The sequence below is a fragment of the Roseateles sp. GW823-FHT07B05 genome (assembly GCF_058794515.1).
The window spans coordinates 174,492-189,841 of record NZ_JBXAGX010000009.1 but is presented as its reverse complement, the minus strand read 5'-3'; the positions used below and the strand labels follow the sequence as shown (position 1 = coordinate 189,841).

General features: G+C 68.7%; 13 protein-coding genes. 6 read left to right on the top strand and 7 right to left on the bottom strand.

All coding sequences use genetic code 11. The features are described from left to right. Positions 1-60 precede the first annotated feature (60 nt). Positions 61-1,224, top strand: coding sequence for an ergothioneine biosynthesis protein EgtB (gene egtB / locus AC1Q7O_RS19540; RefSeq protein ID WP_492657427.1), 1,164 nt, complete (start codon positions 61-63; stop codon positions 1,222-1,224). Then, positions 1,221-2,192, top strand: coding sequence for an L-histidine N(alpha)-methyltransferase (egtD, locus tag AC1Q7O_RS19535; RefSeq protein ID WP_492657428.1), 972 nt, complete (start codon positions 1,221-1,223; stop codon positions 2,190-2,192). The genes egtB and egtD overlap by 4 nt, the downstream gene beginning before the upstream one ends. A gap of 41 nt (positions 2,193-2,233) precedes the next feature. Here the strand turns inward: egtD and AC1Q7O_RS19530 are convergent, their stop codons facing one another. The 6 genes from AC1Q7O_RS19530 to urtA all read right to left on the bottom strand — a co-directional run bounded on the left by AC1Q7O_RS19530 (position 2,234) and on the right by urtA (position 8,447). Next, the gene (locus AC1Q7O_RS19530; protein ID WP_492657429.1) at positions 2,234-2,671 is read right to left on the bottom strand and encodes a hypothetical protein; all 438 of its coding nucleotides are present in this window, start codon (positions 2,669-2,671) and stop codon (positions 2,234-2,236) included. 139 nt (positions 2,672-2,810) lie between these two features. After that, positions 2,811-3,593 carry an urea ABC transporter ATP-binding subunit UrtE gene (gene urtE / locus AC1Q7O_RS19525; RefSeq protein WP_394510973.1) on the bottom strand — a complete coding sequence of 261 codons (783 nt, stop codon included), beginning with the start codon at positions 3,591-3,593 and terminating at the stop codon, positions 2,811-2,813. Further along, positions 3,583-4,416 (bottom strand): urea ABC transporter ATP-binding protein UrtD, encoded by an 834-nt coding sequence (gene urtD, locus AC1Q7O_RS19520; protein WP_492657430.1) that lies wholly within the window; start codon positions 4,414-4,416, stop codon positions 3,583-3,585. The genes urtE and urtD overlap by 11 nt, the downstream gene beginning before the upstream one ends. Continuing rightward, entirely contained in the window at positions 4,413-5,459 is a 1,047-nt protein-coding gene (urtC, locus tag AC1Q7O_RS19515) for an urea ABC transporter permease subunit UrtC (protein ID WP_492657431.1), read from the bottom strand. Before urtC ends, urtD begins: the two co-directional genes overlap by 4 nt. Beyond that, a complete protein-coding gene (gene urtB / locus AC1Q7O_RS19510; protein ID WP_492657432.1) occupies positions 5,456-6,997 on the bottom strand; it encodes an urea ABC transporter permease subunit UrtB in 1,542 nt (513 codons plus the stop codon). Before urtB ends, urtC begins: the two co-directional genes overlap by 4 nt. Positions 6,998-7,193: 196 nt before the next feature. Next, entirely contained in the window at positions 7,194-8,447 is a 1,254-nt protein-coding gene (gene urtA / locus AC1Q7O_RS19505) for an urea ABC transporter substrate-binding protein (protein WP_492657433.1), read from the bottom strand. A gap of 370 nt (positions 8,448-8,817) precedes the next feature. Between urtA and AC1Q7O_RS19500 the strand changes: the two genes are divergently transcribed. The 4 genes from AC1Q7O_RS19500 to AC1Q7O_RS19485 are packed head-to-tail and all read left to right on the top strand — an operon-like array spanning position 8,818 to position 13,812. Next, positions 8,818-10,113, top strand: coding sequence for an ABC transporter substrate-binding protein (locus AC1Q7O_RS19500; protein WP_492657434.1), 1,296 nt, complete (start codon positions 8,818-8,820; stop codon positions 10,111-10,113). Continuing rightward, positions 10,110-10,829: a response regulator gene (locus tag AC1Q7O_RS19495; RefSeq protein WP_492657435.1), complete on the top strand. Its 720-nt coding sequence runs from the start codon at positions 10,110-10,112 to the stop codon at positions 10,827-10,829. Before AC1Q7O_RS19500 ends, AC1Q7O_RS19495 begins: the two co-directional genes overlap by 4 nt. Continuing rightward, on the top strand, positions 10,819-12,318 hold the full coding sequence (locus AC1Q7O_RS19490; RefSeq protein ID WP_492657436.1) for an ATP-binding protein: 1,500 nt from the start codon (positions 10,819-10,821) through the stop codon (positions 12,316-12,318). The genes AC1Q7O_RS19495 and AC1Q7O_RS19490 overlap by 11 nt, the downstream gene beginning before the upstream one ends. 3 nt (positions 12,319-12,321) lie before the next feature. After that, positions 12,322-13,812 (top strand): tryptophan halogenase family protein, encoded by a 1,491-nt coding sequence (locus tag AC1Q7O_RS19485; RefSeq protein WP_492657437.1) that lies wholly within the window; start codon positions 12,322-12,324, stop codon positions 13,810-13,812. Between the two features lie 97 nt (positions 13,813-13,909). Here AC1Q7O_RS19485 and AC1Q7O_RS19480 read toward each other — a convergent pair whose 3' ends face one another. Then, positions 13,910-15,238 carry a sugar MFS transporter gene (locus AC1Q7O_RS19480; RefSeq protein WP_492657438.1) on the bottom strand — a complete coding sequence of 443 codons (1,329 nt, stop codon included), beginning with the start codon at positions 15,236-15,238 and terminating at the stop codon, positions 13,910-13,912. Between the last annotated feature and the right edge of the window lie 112 nt (positions 15,239-15,350).

Below are 15,350 nucleotides of genomic sequence, written 5' to 3'. Positions count from 1 at the left end.
ACAGTCAATGCCCCTGCACTGACATACCGTTGGCAGCAGATTGCGATACGGTGCCAACCCATGTCGAACGCCCTGCTGCCGGAGTTGCTCCGCACCACACGCGCCCACTCGCTGGCCCTGGCCGCGCCACTCTCGGACGAGGATGCCCAGCTGCAATCCATGCCCGACGCGAGCCCGGCCAAGTGGCATCTGGCGCACACCACCTGGTTCTTCGAGACGTTGGTGCTGATGCCCCATCTGCGGGGCTACCGCGTCTTCGACGAGCGGTGGCCGCGGCTGTTCAACAGCTACTACGAAAGCCTCGGCCCGCGCCACGCGCGCCCGCAGCGCGGCCTGCTGAGCCGGCCGTCGCTGGACGAGGTCAAGGCCTACCGCCGCCATGTGGACGCCGCGCTGGCCGACCTGCTGCCCGCCGCGTCGCCTCAAGCGCAGTCGCTCATCGAGCTGGGCTGCCACCACGAACAGCAGCACCAGGAGCTGCTGCTGACCGACATCCTGCACGCGTTCTCGTGCAACCCGCTGCTGCCCGCCTATGACGAGGCACCGCCCGCCCCGGCGGCGCCACCCCCGCAGGCCTGGCTGCAGCACCCGGGCGGCATCGTCCAGATCGGCTTTGGCGGCCCTGCCGGCGACGGCTTCGCATTCGACAACGAGGGCCCGCGCCATGCCGCGCTGGTGACACCGTTCGAGATCAGCAACCGCCTCGTCACCTGCGGCGAGTACGCCGACTTCATCGATGCCGGCGGCTACCGCGAGCCGCTGCTGTGGCTGTCCGACGGCTGGGCCACCGTGCAGGCCCAGGGCTGGCAGCGGCCGGCCTACTGGCTGGAGGATGGCCGCGTGTTCGGCCTGCACGGCGTGCAGCCACTGGACCCGGGCGCGCCCGTGTCGCAGCTCAGCTTCTACGAGGCCTGCGCGTTTGCCGAATGGGCCGGCGCGCGGCTGCCCACCGAGTTCGAGTGGGAGGCCGCATGCCGCTTGCCAGGCTTCGCACAGGCCGCGGACCACGCCTGGCAATGGACGCGCTCCAGCTACGCGCCCTACCCCGGTTTCAAGCCGGCCGCCGGCGCGGTGGGCGAATACAACGGCAAGTTCATGGTGGGGCAGCAGGTGCTGCGCGGTGGCAGCCTGGCCACACCGCCAGGCCACGCACGGCCCAGCTACCGCAATTTCTTTCCGCCGGCGGCGCGCTGGCAGTTCAGTGGAGTGAGGCTCGCACGATGAAACCCGGACTCGATTGGCACCAGCCGCGCGCTTCGGCGGAAAACGAACAGTTCGCCGCCGACCTGCATGCGGCGCTGAGCCGCACGCCCAAGGCCATCTCGCCCAAGTACTTCTACGACGAGACCGGCTCCCGGTTGTTCGAGCAGATCTGCGACCTGCCCGAGTACTACCCCACCCGCACCGAGCTCGCGCTGCTGCAGGCCCATGCGGCCGACATGGCGGCGCAGTTCGGCCCGCAGGTGCAACTGGTGGAATACGGCGCCGGCGCACTGCGCAAGGTGCGCCTGCTGCTGGACGTGATGCCGCGCGACGCGGTGCAGTTCGTGCCGGTGGACATCTCCGGCCCGCACCTGCTGGCGGCCTGCGACGGGCTGGCCGGCGACTACCCCGGCCTCGCCATCCAGCCGCTGGTGGCCGACTTCACGCGGCCGCACACGCTGCCGCCCTGCCCCGGCGGCACGCGCCGTGTGGGCTTCTTTCCCGGCTCCAGCATCGGCAACTTCACACCGGCCGAGGCCGACGCCTTCCTGCGCCTGGCTGCGGCAGAACTGGCCGGCGGCGGGCTGCTGATCGGCATCGACCTCGTCAAGGACCACGGCGTGCTGCACGCGGCCTACAACGACGCGGCTGGGGTGACGGCAGCGTTCAACCTGAACGTGCTGCGGCGCGCACAGTGCCAGCTGGGCGCCGAGTTCCCGGCCGATGCCTTTGAGCACCTGGCCTTCTACAACCCGGCCTACCAGCGCATCGAGATGCACCTGCGGGCGACACGGCCGCTGGAGTTCAAGCTCGGGAGCGAGGTCTACGGCTTCAACGAAGGCGAGACGCTGCACACGGAGCATTCGCACAAATACACCGTCAGCGGCTTCCAGGCCCTGGCGCAGCGCGCCGGCTTCAAGCCGGGCAAGGTATGGACGGATGAGAACGGGTGGTTTGCGGTGTTGTGGCTGGAGGCCGGAGCGCCATAAAGGTCGCCCCCTCGCAGCCATCGTGCAACCCGATGTACAGGTCAGCCCGGGTTGCCTGCCAGCTTGACGATGAACCACATGGCGCCAGACGTGATGACCGTTGACGCCACGGCCACGATCGCGGCTTGAATGAAGGTCAGCCCAAGCGCGATCTTGAATCCCAACGCATATGAGCCATATTGCAGAGCAAGCAATGGCCCAGCAACCGCGGAGACTGCGGCCGGATTCATGAACAGCTGCTTGGGTGCTCCCACCATGAAGCTGAAGATGGTGAAGACGCCCACGAGTGTGAAGAAGACCGCGTAGACGAGCGCTTTGAAGGAATCCGTCAACGACACGCTTGTGCGAGAGACGCTGCTCGCAGTCGCCTGCACCACCAAGGCGGCTAGCAAGAAGGCCCCGGCGAAGATGGCCGCCGCCTTGACCGGTGCCACGACAAACAAGACAAGGAAAAACCCCACGAACAGCAATTGCCCCACGCTCTTTCTCCCTGACCGGCGTTGACTGGCAGCACTGTACTGACGCCCTGTTCCGCGGGCACAAGTGAATAAGCACCGGGCGCTCGCGCGTGGGAATCTGATCGGCGATGACAGCCGGGCATGGCCCCGACTGACCTGATCAGATCGCCAGCCGCTCCCTCACCCCATCCGCCTTCATGTCAGCCCCGCGCCCGCGCATGACGATCTCGCCGCGCTGCATCAGCAGGTACTGGTCGGCCAGTTCCTCGCAGAAGTCGTAGTACTGCTCCACGAGCACCACGCACAGGCCCTTGTCGTGGGCCAGGTGCTTGATGACGCGGCCGATGTCCTGGATGACGTTGGGCTGAATGCCTTCGGTCGGCTCGTCCAGCAGCAGCACCTTGGGGTTGGGCGCCAGTGCGCGGGCAATCGCCAGCTGTTGCTGCTGGCCACCCGACAGGTCGCCACCGCGGCGCGTGCGCATCTTGGCGAGCACGGGGAAGAGCTGGAACAGCTCGTCGCGCAACGGCGTGCCGGCGGGCTGGCTGGCCAGGCCCATCTGCAGGTTCTCGATAACGGTCAACCGGCCAAAGATCTCGCGGCCCTGCGGCACATAGCCGAGGCCGGCGCGCACGCGCTGGTGGGTCTTCAGCTTGTCGATGTTCTCGCCGGCCAGCGTGAGGCTCCCGGACGTGACGGGCACGACACCCATCAGGCTCTTCAGCAGCGTCGTCTTGCCGACACCGTTGCGGCCCATCACGACAGTGATCTCGCCCGGCTTCAGGTCGAAGCTCAGGCCGCGCAGGATGTGCGAGCCGCCGTAGTGCTTGTGCAGGTCCTGGACCTTGAGGAGGTCACCCGCCGCCGGGCCGCCCCAAGGCGGGTGAGCGCCCCCTCGGGGGGCAGCATCCGCAGGATGCGTGGGGGCTGCGTTATCTGCCAAGGTACACCTCGATCACTTTTTCGTCCGATTGAACGGTGGCCATCGTGCCCTCGGCCAAGGTCTTGCCTTCGTGCAGCACCGTCACCGTGCGGTGCGCGCCGGCCAGCGTCGCAACGAAGCTCATGTCGTGCTCGACGACGACCAGCGAGTGCTTGCCTTCCAGGCTCAGGAACAGCTCGGCGGTGCGCTCGGTCTCCTCGTCGGTCATGCCGGCCACGGGCTCGTCCAGCAGCAGCAGCTTGGGGTCCTGCGCCAGCAGCATGCCGATCTCCAGCCACTGCTTCTGGCCGTGACTCAGCAGACCGGCGACGCGGTGCTGCTCGTCGGCGAGGTGAACCGTCTTCAGCAACTCGCCGAGGCGGTCGCGCTGCGTGCCGCTGAGCTTGGCGCGCATTGCAAAGCGGGCGCGGCGGTCGCCAGCCAGCGCCAGCTCCAGGTTCTCGGTGACGGTCAGCGCCTCAAAGACCGTCGGCTTCTGGAACTTGCGGCCGATGCCCGCGCGGGCGATCTGCTGCTCGTTCATCTGGCGCAGGTCGAGGTTGCTGCCGAAGTAGACGCGGCCGCTGTCGGGCTTGGTCTTGCCGGTGATGCAGTCCATCGTCGTCGTCTTGCCGGCGCCGTTGGGGCCGATGACGCAGCGCAGTTCGCCCACGCCGATGGTGAAGCTCAGGCCGCCCAGCGCCTGGAAGCCGTCGAAGGCGACCTTGAGGTCTTCGACGTAGAGGGCCACACCCTGGTTGAAGATGGGTTCGCCGGCCGTGGCGATGCGGGTCAGTGCGCGCGAGCGCGCCTCGGACCCGGCCTCAAGCAACTCTGGTGTCATTTCTTGAACCTCTTCGCCAGCCCCATCAGGCCTTGCGGCAGGAACAGCGTGACGGCGATGAAGAGGCCGCCGAGGATGTAGAGCCAGCCCTCGGGCCACACGGCCGTGAAGACCGACTTGGTGCCGTTGACGAAGAAGGCGCCGAGCACCGGCCCGATCAGCGTGCCGCGGCCGCCGACCGCCGCCCAGATGGCCATCTCGATGCTGGCCGCCGGGCTCATCTCGCCCGGGTTGATGATGCCGACCTGCGGCACGTACAGCGCGCCGGCCAGCGCGCACATGACGGCGGAGATGACGTAGGCGCTGAGCTTGAACGCGACCGGGTCGTAGCCCAGGAAGCGCACTCGGCCCTCGGCGTCGCGGATGGCCTGCAGGATGCGGCCCCAGCGGCTTTGCGTCAGCGCGCGGGCGATCAGGTAGCACGCGATCAGCGCGACGCCGCTGGCGACGCACAGGCCCACCTTCATGCCCGCCGTGTTCAGCGGCAGGCCGGCAATGCGCTTGAAGTCGGTGAAGCCGTTGTTGCCGCCGAAGCCGGTCTCATTGCGGAAGAACAGCAGCATGGCGGCCACCGTCAGCGCCTGCGTGATGATGGAGAAGTACACGCCCTGGATGCGCGAGCGGAAGGCGAAGTAGCCGAATACTGCAGCCAGCAGACCGGGCACCGCGAGCGCCAGGAAGATCTGACCCACCAGCGAGTCGCTGAGCGCCCAGTGCCAGGGCAGCTCCTTCCAGTTCAGGAACACCATGAAGTCCGGCAGGTCCGACTGGTACTGCCCTTCGCGGCCGATCTGGCGCATCAGGTACATGCCCATGCCATAGCCCCCGAGGGCAAAGAAGAGCCCATGGCCCAGCGACAGGATGCCGCCGAAACCCCAGATGAGGTCCAAGGCCAGGGCACAAATGGCAAAGCAAAGAAACTTGCCGAGCAGGCCGACATAGAACTCGCTGAGGTGCAGCGGGTGGCCGGCCGGGAAGGCGAGGTGCAGGAAGGGCACGAGCAGCACCAGCACGGCCACGACGATGAGGAGAGGCTTCTTCATTCGACCGACCTGCCCTTCAGTGCGAACAGGCCTTGCGGCTTTTTCTGGATGACGAGCACGAGCAGCAGCAGCAGCGCGATCTTGGCGAGCACTGCGCCCTGCCAGCCTTCCAGCAGCTTGGACAGCACGCCCAGGCCCAGGCCCGCGTAGACAGTGCCAGCCAGTTGGCCCACACCGCCGAGCACGACCACCATGAAGGCGTCGACGATGTAGCTCTGGCCCAGGTCGGGGCCCACGTTGCCGATCTGGCTCAGTGCGCAGCCGGCCAGGCCGGCGATGCCGGAACCGAGCGCAAAGGCCATGGTGTCCACCTGAGCGGTGTTGACGCCCACGCAGGCAGCCATGCGGCGGTTCTGCGTGACGCCGCGCACCATCAGACCCAAGCGCGTGCGGGACAGCAGCAGCGCCATGCCGACGAGCACGAGGGCCGCAAACGCGAGGATGGCCAGGCGGTTGTAGGGCAGCGTCAGGTTGGGCAGCAGTGCCCAGCCGCCGGACAGCCACGCGGGGTTCTCCACCGCCACGTTCTGCGCGCCGAACAGCGTGCGCACCGCCTGCATCAGCACCAGCGAGATGCCCCAGGTGGCCAGCAGCGTTTCCAGCGGCCGGCCGTACAGCCAGCGGATGACGGTGCGCTCCATCGCGGCGCCCACCAGCGCGGCGGCCAGGAAGCTGGCCGGCAGCGCCAGCCACAGGTAGTAGTCGAAGGCACCGGGCGCCCAGGCACGGAAGGCCTGCTGCACGCTGTAGGTCGCGTAGGCACCCACCATCAGCAGCTCGCCATGGGCCATGTTGATGACGCCCATCAGGCCGTAGGTGATGGCCAGACCTAACGCGACAAGCAAGAGCACCGAGCCAAGGCTCAGGCCGGAGAACAGCAGCTGCGCGCGCTCGCCCCAGGCGAGGCGGTCACCAATGTCGGCCACGGCCTTCTGCATAGCGGACTTGGCGCCGGCGTCGCTCTCAGCGGCCAGCTTTTCCAGCAGCAGTGCCCGCGTGGCGGGGTCGGCACTGCCGGCCAGGTCGAGCGCCGCGGCCTTGCGCTGAGCCGCGTCGGTGGACGACAGCTTGGCGCCGGCCACCAGTGAATTCAGTTGGGTGCGCAACCCGGCGTCGGTCTCGGCGGCGAACGCCTTCTCCAGCAACGGCAGCTTGGACGCGTCGGCATCCTCGCGCAGCGTCGCCAGCGCCTTGGCCCGCGTGTCGCGGTCGGCGGACAGCAGGTCCAGCCCCGCGAGCGCGGAGTCGATCTCGCGGCGCATGCGGTTGTTGAGCATGGGCTCTTCGGCATCGGCCGGCGCTGCGGCCCCCGCGTCAATGACGATGGCCTGGCCGGCCTTGACGCGCACACGGCCGTCCTGCAACGCCCGCAGGAAGGGGCCGAGCGACGCATCACCCGCGGCCAGCGCCTGCTGCAACGCCGCCACGCGGTCGTCGCTCTCACCCGCGGCGATGCGGTTGGCCAGTTCGGGCGAAAGCGCCCAAGCCGACCAGCCACTCAACGCCAGCAGGCATCCAAGAAGAAGTCGTTTGATCATGAAGATCCAAGCGAACGCAAACAAGCGCAGTGCGAAGCACGCGCGTTCCTCCAGCGGCCGCCGTGGATCTGGCTTTAGTTGCAGCATCACATCGCTACGCGATATGAGCCTTCACTGAAGCGCAAAGCGCTTTGCCAGTCCACCAGCGGCGCCCCCTTGAAGGGGGCCGCAGCTTTGCTGCGGTAGGGGGTGAGCCTTATTTGGTGGGCTCGTCCTTCTTGCCCTTGTTTTCCGGGATGTACGGCGACCACGGCTGGGCCTTGACCGGGCCCGGCGTCTTCCAGACCACGTTGAACTGGCCGTCCGCCTTCACTTCGCCGATGAAGACCGACTTGTGCAGGTGGTGGTTCTTCTCGTCCATCTTGGACGTGATGCCCGACGGTGCCGTGTAGGTCTGGCCGGCCATGGCGGCGATGACCTTGTCGGTGTCCGTGCTGCCGGCCTTCTTGACGGCCTGCGCCCACATGTTGATGCCGATGTAGGTGGCTTCCATCGGGTCGTTGGTCAGCGGCTTGTCCTTGTGGCCGGCGATGCCCTTGGCCTTGGCGTAGGCACTCCACTTCTTGATGAAGTCATCGTTGGCAGGCGCCTTGATGGACATGAAGTAGTTCCACGCGGCCAGGTGGCCCTGCAGCGGCTTGGTGTCCACGCCGCGCAGTTCTTCCTCACCCACGGAGAAGGCCACCACCGGCACGTCCGTCGCCTTCAGGCCCTGGTTGCCCAGTTCCTTGTAGAAGGGCACGTTGGAGTCACCGTTGATGGTCGACACGACGGCGGTCTTCTTGCCTTCGGCGGCGAACTTCTTGATCTTGGCGATGATGGATTGGTAGTCCGCGTGGCCGAAGGGGGTGTAGTCCTCCATGATGTCGGCGTCGGGGATGCCCTTGCTCTTCAGGAACGCGCGCAGGATCTTGTTCGTCGTGCGCGGGTAGACGTAGTCGGTGCCCAGCAGCACGAAGCGCTTGGCGCCGCCGCCGTCCTTGCTCATCAGGTACTCCACGGCGGGAATGGCCTGCTGGTTGGGTGCGGCGCCCGTGTAGAACACGTTCTTGCTGAGTTCTTCACCCTCGTACTGGACGGGGTAGAACAGCAGCGAGTTGGTCTGCTCGAAGACCGGCAGCACCGACTTGCGGCTGACCGACGTCCAGCAGCCGAACACGACGGCGACCTTGTCCTGCGAGATGAGCTGCTTGGCCTTCTCGGCGAACAGCGGCCAGTTGGAGGCCGGGTCGACGACGACCGGCTCCAGCTTCTTGCCGAGCAGGCCGCCCTTGGCGTTGATCTCGTCGATGGCCATCAGCACCGTGTCCTTGAGCACGGTCTCGGAGATGGCCATGGTGCCGGACAGGGAATGAAGCACGCCCACCTTGATGGTGTCGGCGGCAAAGGCGGCATGGGTGCCAAACAGGCTGGCAGCAGCGGCCAGGGCAAGTGCGGAACGGCGAAGCATCGGGTAAGCCTCCAAGTTGGATGTGTGAGGGATCGAGGTAGCCGAAGAGCACTGAGCGCAAGCCTCGTGCCAGCTCCGTGCACTTCGTCACACCCAGCAGAACCACCCCGGGCGCACGCTTTCGGGCAATGACAGCCCTGTCAAGGTGCGCACCGCACCGCCGGCGTACCGCGGGGATCGCTCGCCGCACGGAAACGGGCCGGCCGCGCCCCGATTTGTGGCCGCACAAGCCCCAATCGCCAGACAGCCGCCCCCTCCCGACAATCGCGCCCCTCCCGGCAGTAGGCGGCACCCCTTGAGTCACACAACCTTACGCAAGTCGTACAAAACGCAAGACGGGCCGTGCCGGGCCGCCCGCAAGATGCGCCGCATGCTGGCGTTGGCGGTGTTGCCCTGGGGATGCGCGGCCATGGCGGCCGGCACGCTCGCGGCTGCGCAGCCGCCGGCCGAGGGCGCGGGCGAGCTGAACGTGCTGCACTGGTGGACGTCCACCAGCGAGCGCGCCGCGGCCAACCACGTGGCCGCGCGCATGGCCGAGAACGGCCTGAAGTGGGTGGACGGCGCCGTCGCGGGCGGCGGCGGCGGGCCGGCCATCAAGGTGCTGAACGAGCGCATCCTGCGCCGCATGGCGCCCAAGGTGGCGCAGCTCAACGGCGCGTCCATGAACGAGTGGGCCGACATGGGCCTGCTGCTGGAGCTGGACGGCGTGGCCGCCAGGCGCAACTGGGCCAAGGTGATGTTTCCGCAGGTGATGGCGCAGGTGACGGTGCGCGGCCACGTCGTCGCCGCGCCGCTGGGCATCCAGCGCATCAACAACCTCTACCTGAACAAGGCGCTGTTCAAGAAACACGGCATCGAACTGCCCACCGACTGGGACGGCCTGGAGCGCGCCGCGGCCCGGCTGCGCGCCGCAGGCGTCACGCCGGTGGCCTTCAGCGACGAGCCCTGGCAGGTGGCCACCGTCTTCGAGGCCATGCTGCTCAGCGAGGCCGGCCCTGCCCTGTACCGCCGCATGCTGGAGCAGCGCGACCTGGCCGCCTTCGACGACCCCGCGCTGGCACGGGCGCTGCAGCGCCTGCGCAACTGGCGCAACCTCGCCCAGCCCGCCGGGGCCACCGCGCCGCCGGGCGAACGCCCCTGGACCGACGTCGTTGCCGACTTCGCCGGCGAGCGCGCCGCCATGCTCATCATGGGCGACTGGGCCCGCGGCGAGCTGGGCGCGATGGGGCTGGAGGGCGATCGCGACTTCAGCTGCCGCGCCGTGCCCGGCACCGCCCAGGCGCACCTGTACAGCATCGACACGCTGGCCATGCTGGCCGGCAACGGCTCAGCCCAAGCCGACCAGGAAAAGATGGCCGAGCTGCTGGGCAGCGCGACCACCCAGCTGGGCTACAACCGCATCAAGGGCTCCATCCCCGTGCGCCGCGACGTGCCGGTGGACGAGCTGGACCCCTGCGCGCAGCAGTCGTTCCACCTCTTCGCCAACCCCGCCACGCCGCGCGTGCCCAGCCTCGTGCACCGCATGGCGTTCAGCGAGGTGGGCAAGAACGCCATCATCGAAACCGTCCACCGCTTTGCGCTGGACCCGACCCAGACACCCGCCGCCGCGCAGCGCAAGCTGCAGGGCCTGCTGCGCGCGCTGGCGCCGAAGAAGACCTCGTCATGACACCCCGCAAGATCCTCATCGTCGACGACGACCAGAAAATCCGCTCGCTGCTGAAGACCTACCTCGAGAAGAACCAGTACGAGGTGCTGCTGGCGCACGACGGCGCCAGCTTCATGGCCGAGTTCGAGCGCCACCGCGACGAGATCAGCCTGTGCATCCTGGACGTGATGCTGCCCGACACCGAGGGCTTCACGCTGTGCCAGTCGGTGCGCCGCCGCTCCGAGGTGCCCGTCATCATGCTGACCGCCAGCGCCGACGAAACCGACCGCATCGTCGGCCTGGAGCTGGGCGCCGACGACTATCTCGGCAAGCCCTTCAACCCGCGCGAGCTGCTGGCGCGCATCAAGGCCATCACGCGCCGCACCGGGCAGGACAAGCCGAGGGAGCCGCGCTACTACGCGTTCAACGGCTTCACGCTGGACCTGCTGGAGCGCAGCCTCATCGACCCGGACGGCGCGGCCACGGCGCTGTCGGGCATGGACTTCCAGCTGCTGAAGCTGCTGGTGGAACACCCCGGCGAGGTGCTGGACCGCAGCCGCCTGGCCGAGGTGACGCGCGGGCGCGACCTGGGGCCGCTGGACCGGTCGCTGGACGTGCAGGTCAGCCGGCTGCGCCAGCGGCTGCGCGACGACGGCAAGCAGCCAGCGCTGATCAAGACGGTGCGCGGCTCGGGCTATGTGTTCTCCACGACGGTGACCGCGCGGCATGCTCCCTGAGGCCGAACCGGCCCTGCCCGCCCGCAACTGGCGGGGCCGCGCCAGCAGCTTCCTGTTCGACAGTCTGCAGGGCCGCTTCGTGCTGGCGATGCTGGGCGGGCTGGCGCTGGTGCAGCTGGCGGTCAACCTGGTCTGGTACAGCCAGGTCGAGCAGCGCGTGCGGCGGCAGACCGAGCTGGCCGCGCACCACGTGGCCAGCGGCGCCATGGGCGCGGTGCGCGCGCTGCGCGAGCTGCCGGCCGCGTACCGGCCGCTGCTCATCGAGCAGCTGCGCACCATGGGCGGTACGCGCTTTCTCGTCTTCTTCAACAACGCCGAGGTGGCCGTCGCCCCCCTGCCCGACCAGGCGATGGCGCGCATGCTGGAGCAGCAGGTCACGCACGAGTTGAACGCGCAGCTGCCCAAGGGAACACCACTGCGCGTCGTGCTGGCGTCGCCCGTTGGGCTGGCCGTGTCGCCCGGCGGCGCGCTGCTCAGCGACCTGCCGGAGAGCTGGGTGGAGCCGTCGCTGATTGCCGCCGAGCGGCCCGCGCCCTTCCTCGTCATCCAGGCCGAGACCGAGCCGGGCCAGTGGCTGTACCTCAGCAGCACGCTGCCCGACCCCTACTTCCTGGAGCAGCTGGAGTTCTTCACCTGGCAGCGCCTGACACCGCAACTGCTGGCACTGGGCCTGGCCGTGGGCCTGACGCTGATCGCCGTGCGCGCCATCACGCGGCCGCTGGCGGGCCTGAGCCAGGCGGCCGCGCGCGTGGGCCGGCGCGTGGCGCCCAAGCCGCTGCGCGTGAGCGGCACGCAGGAGGTGCGTCAGGCCATCGAGGCCTTCAACGACATGCAGGAGCGCATCCGCCGCTACATCGGCGACCGCGAGCGCCTCTTCGCGTCCATCTCGCACGACCTGCGCACGCCCATCACGCGGCTGCGGCTGCGCAGCGAACTGCTGGACGACACCGCCGTGCAGGACGAGTTCCACGAGGACCTCGATGAGCTGGACATGATGGTGAAGACCGCGCTGCAGATCGTGAAGGACACCGACATCCACGAGAACCGCGCGCCGCTGCGCCTGGACCTCGTGCTGCAGAAGATGGTGCGCGACGCCAGCATGGGCGGCCACCAGGTGGCGCTGCACAGCGAACCGCTGACCGTGTTCGGCAAGCCGCTGGCGCTCAAGCGCGCCATCGGCAATCTGCTGGACAACGCCATGTTCTACGGCGAGGGCGAGCAGCCGGTGGAAGTGAGCATGGGCCGCGACGACGACGGCGCCGTGCTCGTCACCGTGCGCGACCACGGCCCCGGCGTGCCCGACGCCGCGCTGGCCAAGCTGGGCCAGCCCTACACGCGGCTGGACCACGGCGCTGCGATGCGCAAGGAAGGCCTGGGGCTCGGGCTGTCCATCGTGCGCGAGATCGTTGCCGACCACGGCGGCGCGGTGTGCTTTCGCAACCACCCCGAGGGCGGCTTTGAAGTGCGCCTGGCCTTGCCTGCCGGCTGACCGATGAATCCCCCGAAACACATCGCCATCGTCGGCGGCGGCACCGCCGGCTGGATGGCGGCCAACCTGCTGCGCCACCGCTGGGCCCGGCGCGGCGTGGCGGTCACGCTGATCGAGTCGGCCGACATCGGCACCATCGGTGTCGGCGAGGGCTCCACGCCCTTCCTGCGGCACTTCTTCCGCACACTGGGCATCGCCGAGCGCGACTGGATGCCGGCCTGCGACGCCACGTACAAATGCGGCATCCGCTTCCCCGGCTGGAGCACCGTGCCGGGCTACGAGAGCTACGTGCACCCGTTCTTCGGCGAGGCGGATCGCGAGCTGGGCAACCTGTTCTTCACGAACGCCTGCCTGCGCCGGCGCGGCCACGCGGCGGATGCAAACCCACAGGACTTCTTCCTCGCCGCCGAACTGGCCCGCCAGCGCCGCGCACCCATCCCGCAGGCCGACGCCGGCGCAGGCACCGACTACGCCTACCACTTCGACGCCGGCAAGCTCGGCACCTTCCTGCGCACGCACGCCGTGGGCCTGGGCGTGCGCCACGTCGTCGACACCGTGGCCCGCGTGTCGCAGCACGACAACGGCGACATCGCCGCCGTGCACCTGGCCAGCGGCGCCCGCGTCGAGGCCGACCTGTTCGTCGACGGCAGCGGCTTCAAGGGCCTGCTCATCACCGAGACGCTCGGCGAGCCGTTCCTTCCCTACCGCGACAACCTGTTCAACGACCGCGCCATCGCCATCCCGACGGCGCTGGCCGAAGGCGAGGACATCCCGTCCGAGACCGTCTCCACTGCACTGCGCCACGGCTGGGCGTGGCAGATCCCGCTGACCGCGCGCTACGGCAACGGCTACGTCTACAGCAGCGACTTCGTCAGCGACGACGAGGCCGAGCGCGAACTGCGCGAGCACCTGGGCTCGGCAGCCGAGGGCATGCCCGCGCGCCGCCTGCGCATGCGCGTGGGCCGCGTGAAACAGCACTGGCGCCAGAACTGCGTCGCCATCGGCCTGGCGCAGGGCTTCATCGAGCCGCTGGAGGCCACGGCGCTGATGCTGATCCAGCTCAGCGTGGAGCAGTTCATCGCCGCGCTCGAAGACGACGGCTTCGGCCGCGCGCGGCAGACGGCGTTCAACGAGCGCGTGAACGCGATGTTCGAGGGCGTGCGCGACTACGTCGTGGCGCACTACCAGCTCAACACGCGGCACGACACCGACTACTGGCGCGCCAACCGCGCGAACCGCCATCTCTCCGACCGCCTGGCCAGCCTGCTGGCCGTGTGGGATGGTGGCGGCGACTTCGAGGCCGAACTGGAGCGCCACGGCGCGGGGCTGATGTACCTGCGGCCGTCCTGGTACGCGCTGTTGGCAGGGATGGGTCGGTTTCCCGTGGGGCTGCGGACGGCGCCGCAGGCTGTGACGGGGCCTCAGGCCAGGGCGCGGCTGGGGCAGATGGCAACGGCATTCAGCTCGCACCTCAGGCAGCTGACGGGCGTGTGAGGCGGCTACGCCACGGGTTCAGATGCCTGGGCGCGCCCCGCGCGGCGAAAGCTGGGGCCCGTCCGGCGAGCCCAGCGCGCGTGGCGCCAACAAGTACCTACCAGCGCCTCAACCGGCTGCCGAACAGCGCGTAGGACAGGATCAACCCGTACCACGGCAACATGACCCAGTAGCCGCGCTGCGGCGTCCAGGCGTCGGCGAAGTGCCCGTACAGCATGGGGATCAGCGCGCCGCCCGCGATGCCCATGATGAGCAGCGCGGAGCCCGCGGCCGTGTACTTGCCCAGCCCCTCCAGCGCCAGCGGCCAGATGGACGGCCAGACCAGCGCGTTGGACAGGCCCAGCAGTGCGAGGAAGAACACGGTGTCGGGCACGGCCGGCACGCCGGCCCAGCCGAGCAGCGTCTGCGACAGACCGGTGGCCGTCGGCGAGGACAGCGCGATGCCCAGCACGAAGGCGATGCCGGTGACGGCCGAGAACAGCAGCGCCGCGCGCTGCGACATGAAGCGCGGGATCAGCGCCACGCCCAGCAGGTAGCCCAGCACCATGAAGCCCATGGTGTAAGACGTCAGCACGCCGTAGTGCGCCACGCCCAGTTGCTGGCCGTACAGCGCGATGGTGTCGCCGGCGATGACTTCCACGCCCACGTAGCCGAACAGCGCCAGCGCGCCCAGCACGACCTGCGGATGCCGGAACACACCCCAGCGCGTGACCTCGCCGGACGCTGAAGCCGACGCGTCGGCCGACTCCAGCTCGGGCTCACGCAGCGACGAGAAGTGGATCAGCGCCATGAAGGCCAACAGGCCGGCGGCCATCGCCGCGTAGGGGAACACCAGTCGCTGCGCCAGCTCGGCGCGCAAGGCCTCGCGGCCGGCTGCGTCCAGCGCAGCCATCGCGGGCTCGGAAAAGCGCTCCATGCCCGACAGCATCAGTGCCGTGAACACCAGTGGCACGACGATGCCAGCGCCCTTGTTGAACAGCCCCATGATGGAGATGCGCATGGCCGCGCTCTCGCGCGGGCCGATGCAGACGATGTAGGGGTTGATGGCCGTCTGCATCAGCGTCATGCCGCTAGCCAGCGTGAACAGCGCGAGCAGGAACACCGGGTACAGGCCCGACTTGGCGGCCGGGATGAAGCACAGCGCGCCCAGCGCCATGACGCCCAGCCCGGCCGTCATGCCGTTCTTGTAGCCGATGCGCGCCAGGATGGCTGCCGACGGCAGCGCCATGACCGTGTAGGCGATGTAGAAGGCGAAGGCCACCCACAGCGCCTGGAAGTTGTTGAGCGCGCAGACGATCTTCAGGAACGGGATCAGCGAGCCGTTCAGCCAGGTGGCGAAACCCAGGATGAAGAACATCAGCCCGATGAAGAGCATGGGCAGCAGCACGCCCTGGCCTGCGGTGGGTGTGAGGGTTTTGGTTTGCATGAAGGTCAGCGATCCGCGAGGCGCGACGAAGTATTTCGGGACGAGCGCCGGGCCGCCCCAAGCCGGCCCGCGGGGGCGATGTGCTCGCGGCTCAATGCCGCGAGCATCGCCG

What these genes read in the sequence shown, in the direction of transcription:
- egtB (WP_492657427.1), top strand. Translation starts at nt 61, where the DNA reads ATGTCGAACGCCCTGCTGCCGGAGTTGCTCCGCACCACACGCGCCCAC.
- egtD (WP_492657428.1), top strand. Translation starts at nt 1,221, where the DNA reads ATGAAACCCGGACTCGATTGGCACCAGCCGCGCGCTTCGGCGGAAAAC.
- urtD (WP_492657430.1), bottom strand. Translation starts at nt 4,416, where the DNA reads ATGACACCAGAGTTGCTTGAGGCCGGGTCCGAGGCGCGCTCGCGCGCA.
- urtC (WP_492657431.1), bottom strand. Translation starts at nt 5,459, where the DNA reads ATGAAGAAGCCTCTCCTCATCGTCGTGGCCGTGCTGGTGCTGCTCGTG.
- urtB (WP_492657432.1), bottom strand. Translation starts at nt 6,997, where the DNA reads ATGATCAAACGACTTCTTCTTGGATGCCTGCTGGCGTTGAGTGGCTGG.
- urtA (WP_492657433.1), bottom strand. Translation starts at nt 8,447, where the DNA reads ATGCTTCGCCGTTCCGCACTTGCCCTGGCCGCTGCTGCCAGCCTGTTT.
- AC1Q7O_RS19500 (WP_492657434.1), top strand. Translation starts at nt 8,818, where the DNA reads ATGCTGGCGTTGGCGGTGTTGCCCTGGGGATGCGCGGCCATGGCGGCC.
- AC1Q7O_RS19495 (WP_492657435.1), top strand. Translation starts at nt 10,110, where the DNA reads ATGACACCCCGCAAGATCCTCATCGTCGACGACGACCAGAAAATCCGC.
- AC1Q7O_RS19490 (WP_492657436.1), top strand. Translation starts at nt 10,819, where the DNA reads ATGCTCCCTGAGGCCGAACCGGCCCTGCCCGCCCGCAACTGGCGGGGC.
- AC1Q7O_RS19485 (WP_492657437.1), top strand. Translation starts at nt 12,322, where the DNA reads ATGAATCCCCCGAAACACATCGCCATCGTCGGCGGCGGCACCGCCGGC.
- AC1Q7O_RS19480 (WP_492657438.1), bottom strand. Translation starts at nt 15,238, where the DNA reads ATGCAAACCAAAACCCTCACACCCACCGCAGGCCAGGGCGTGCTGCTG.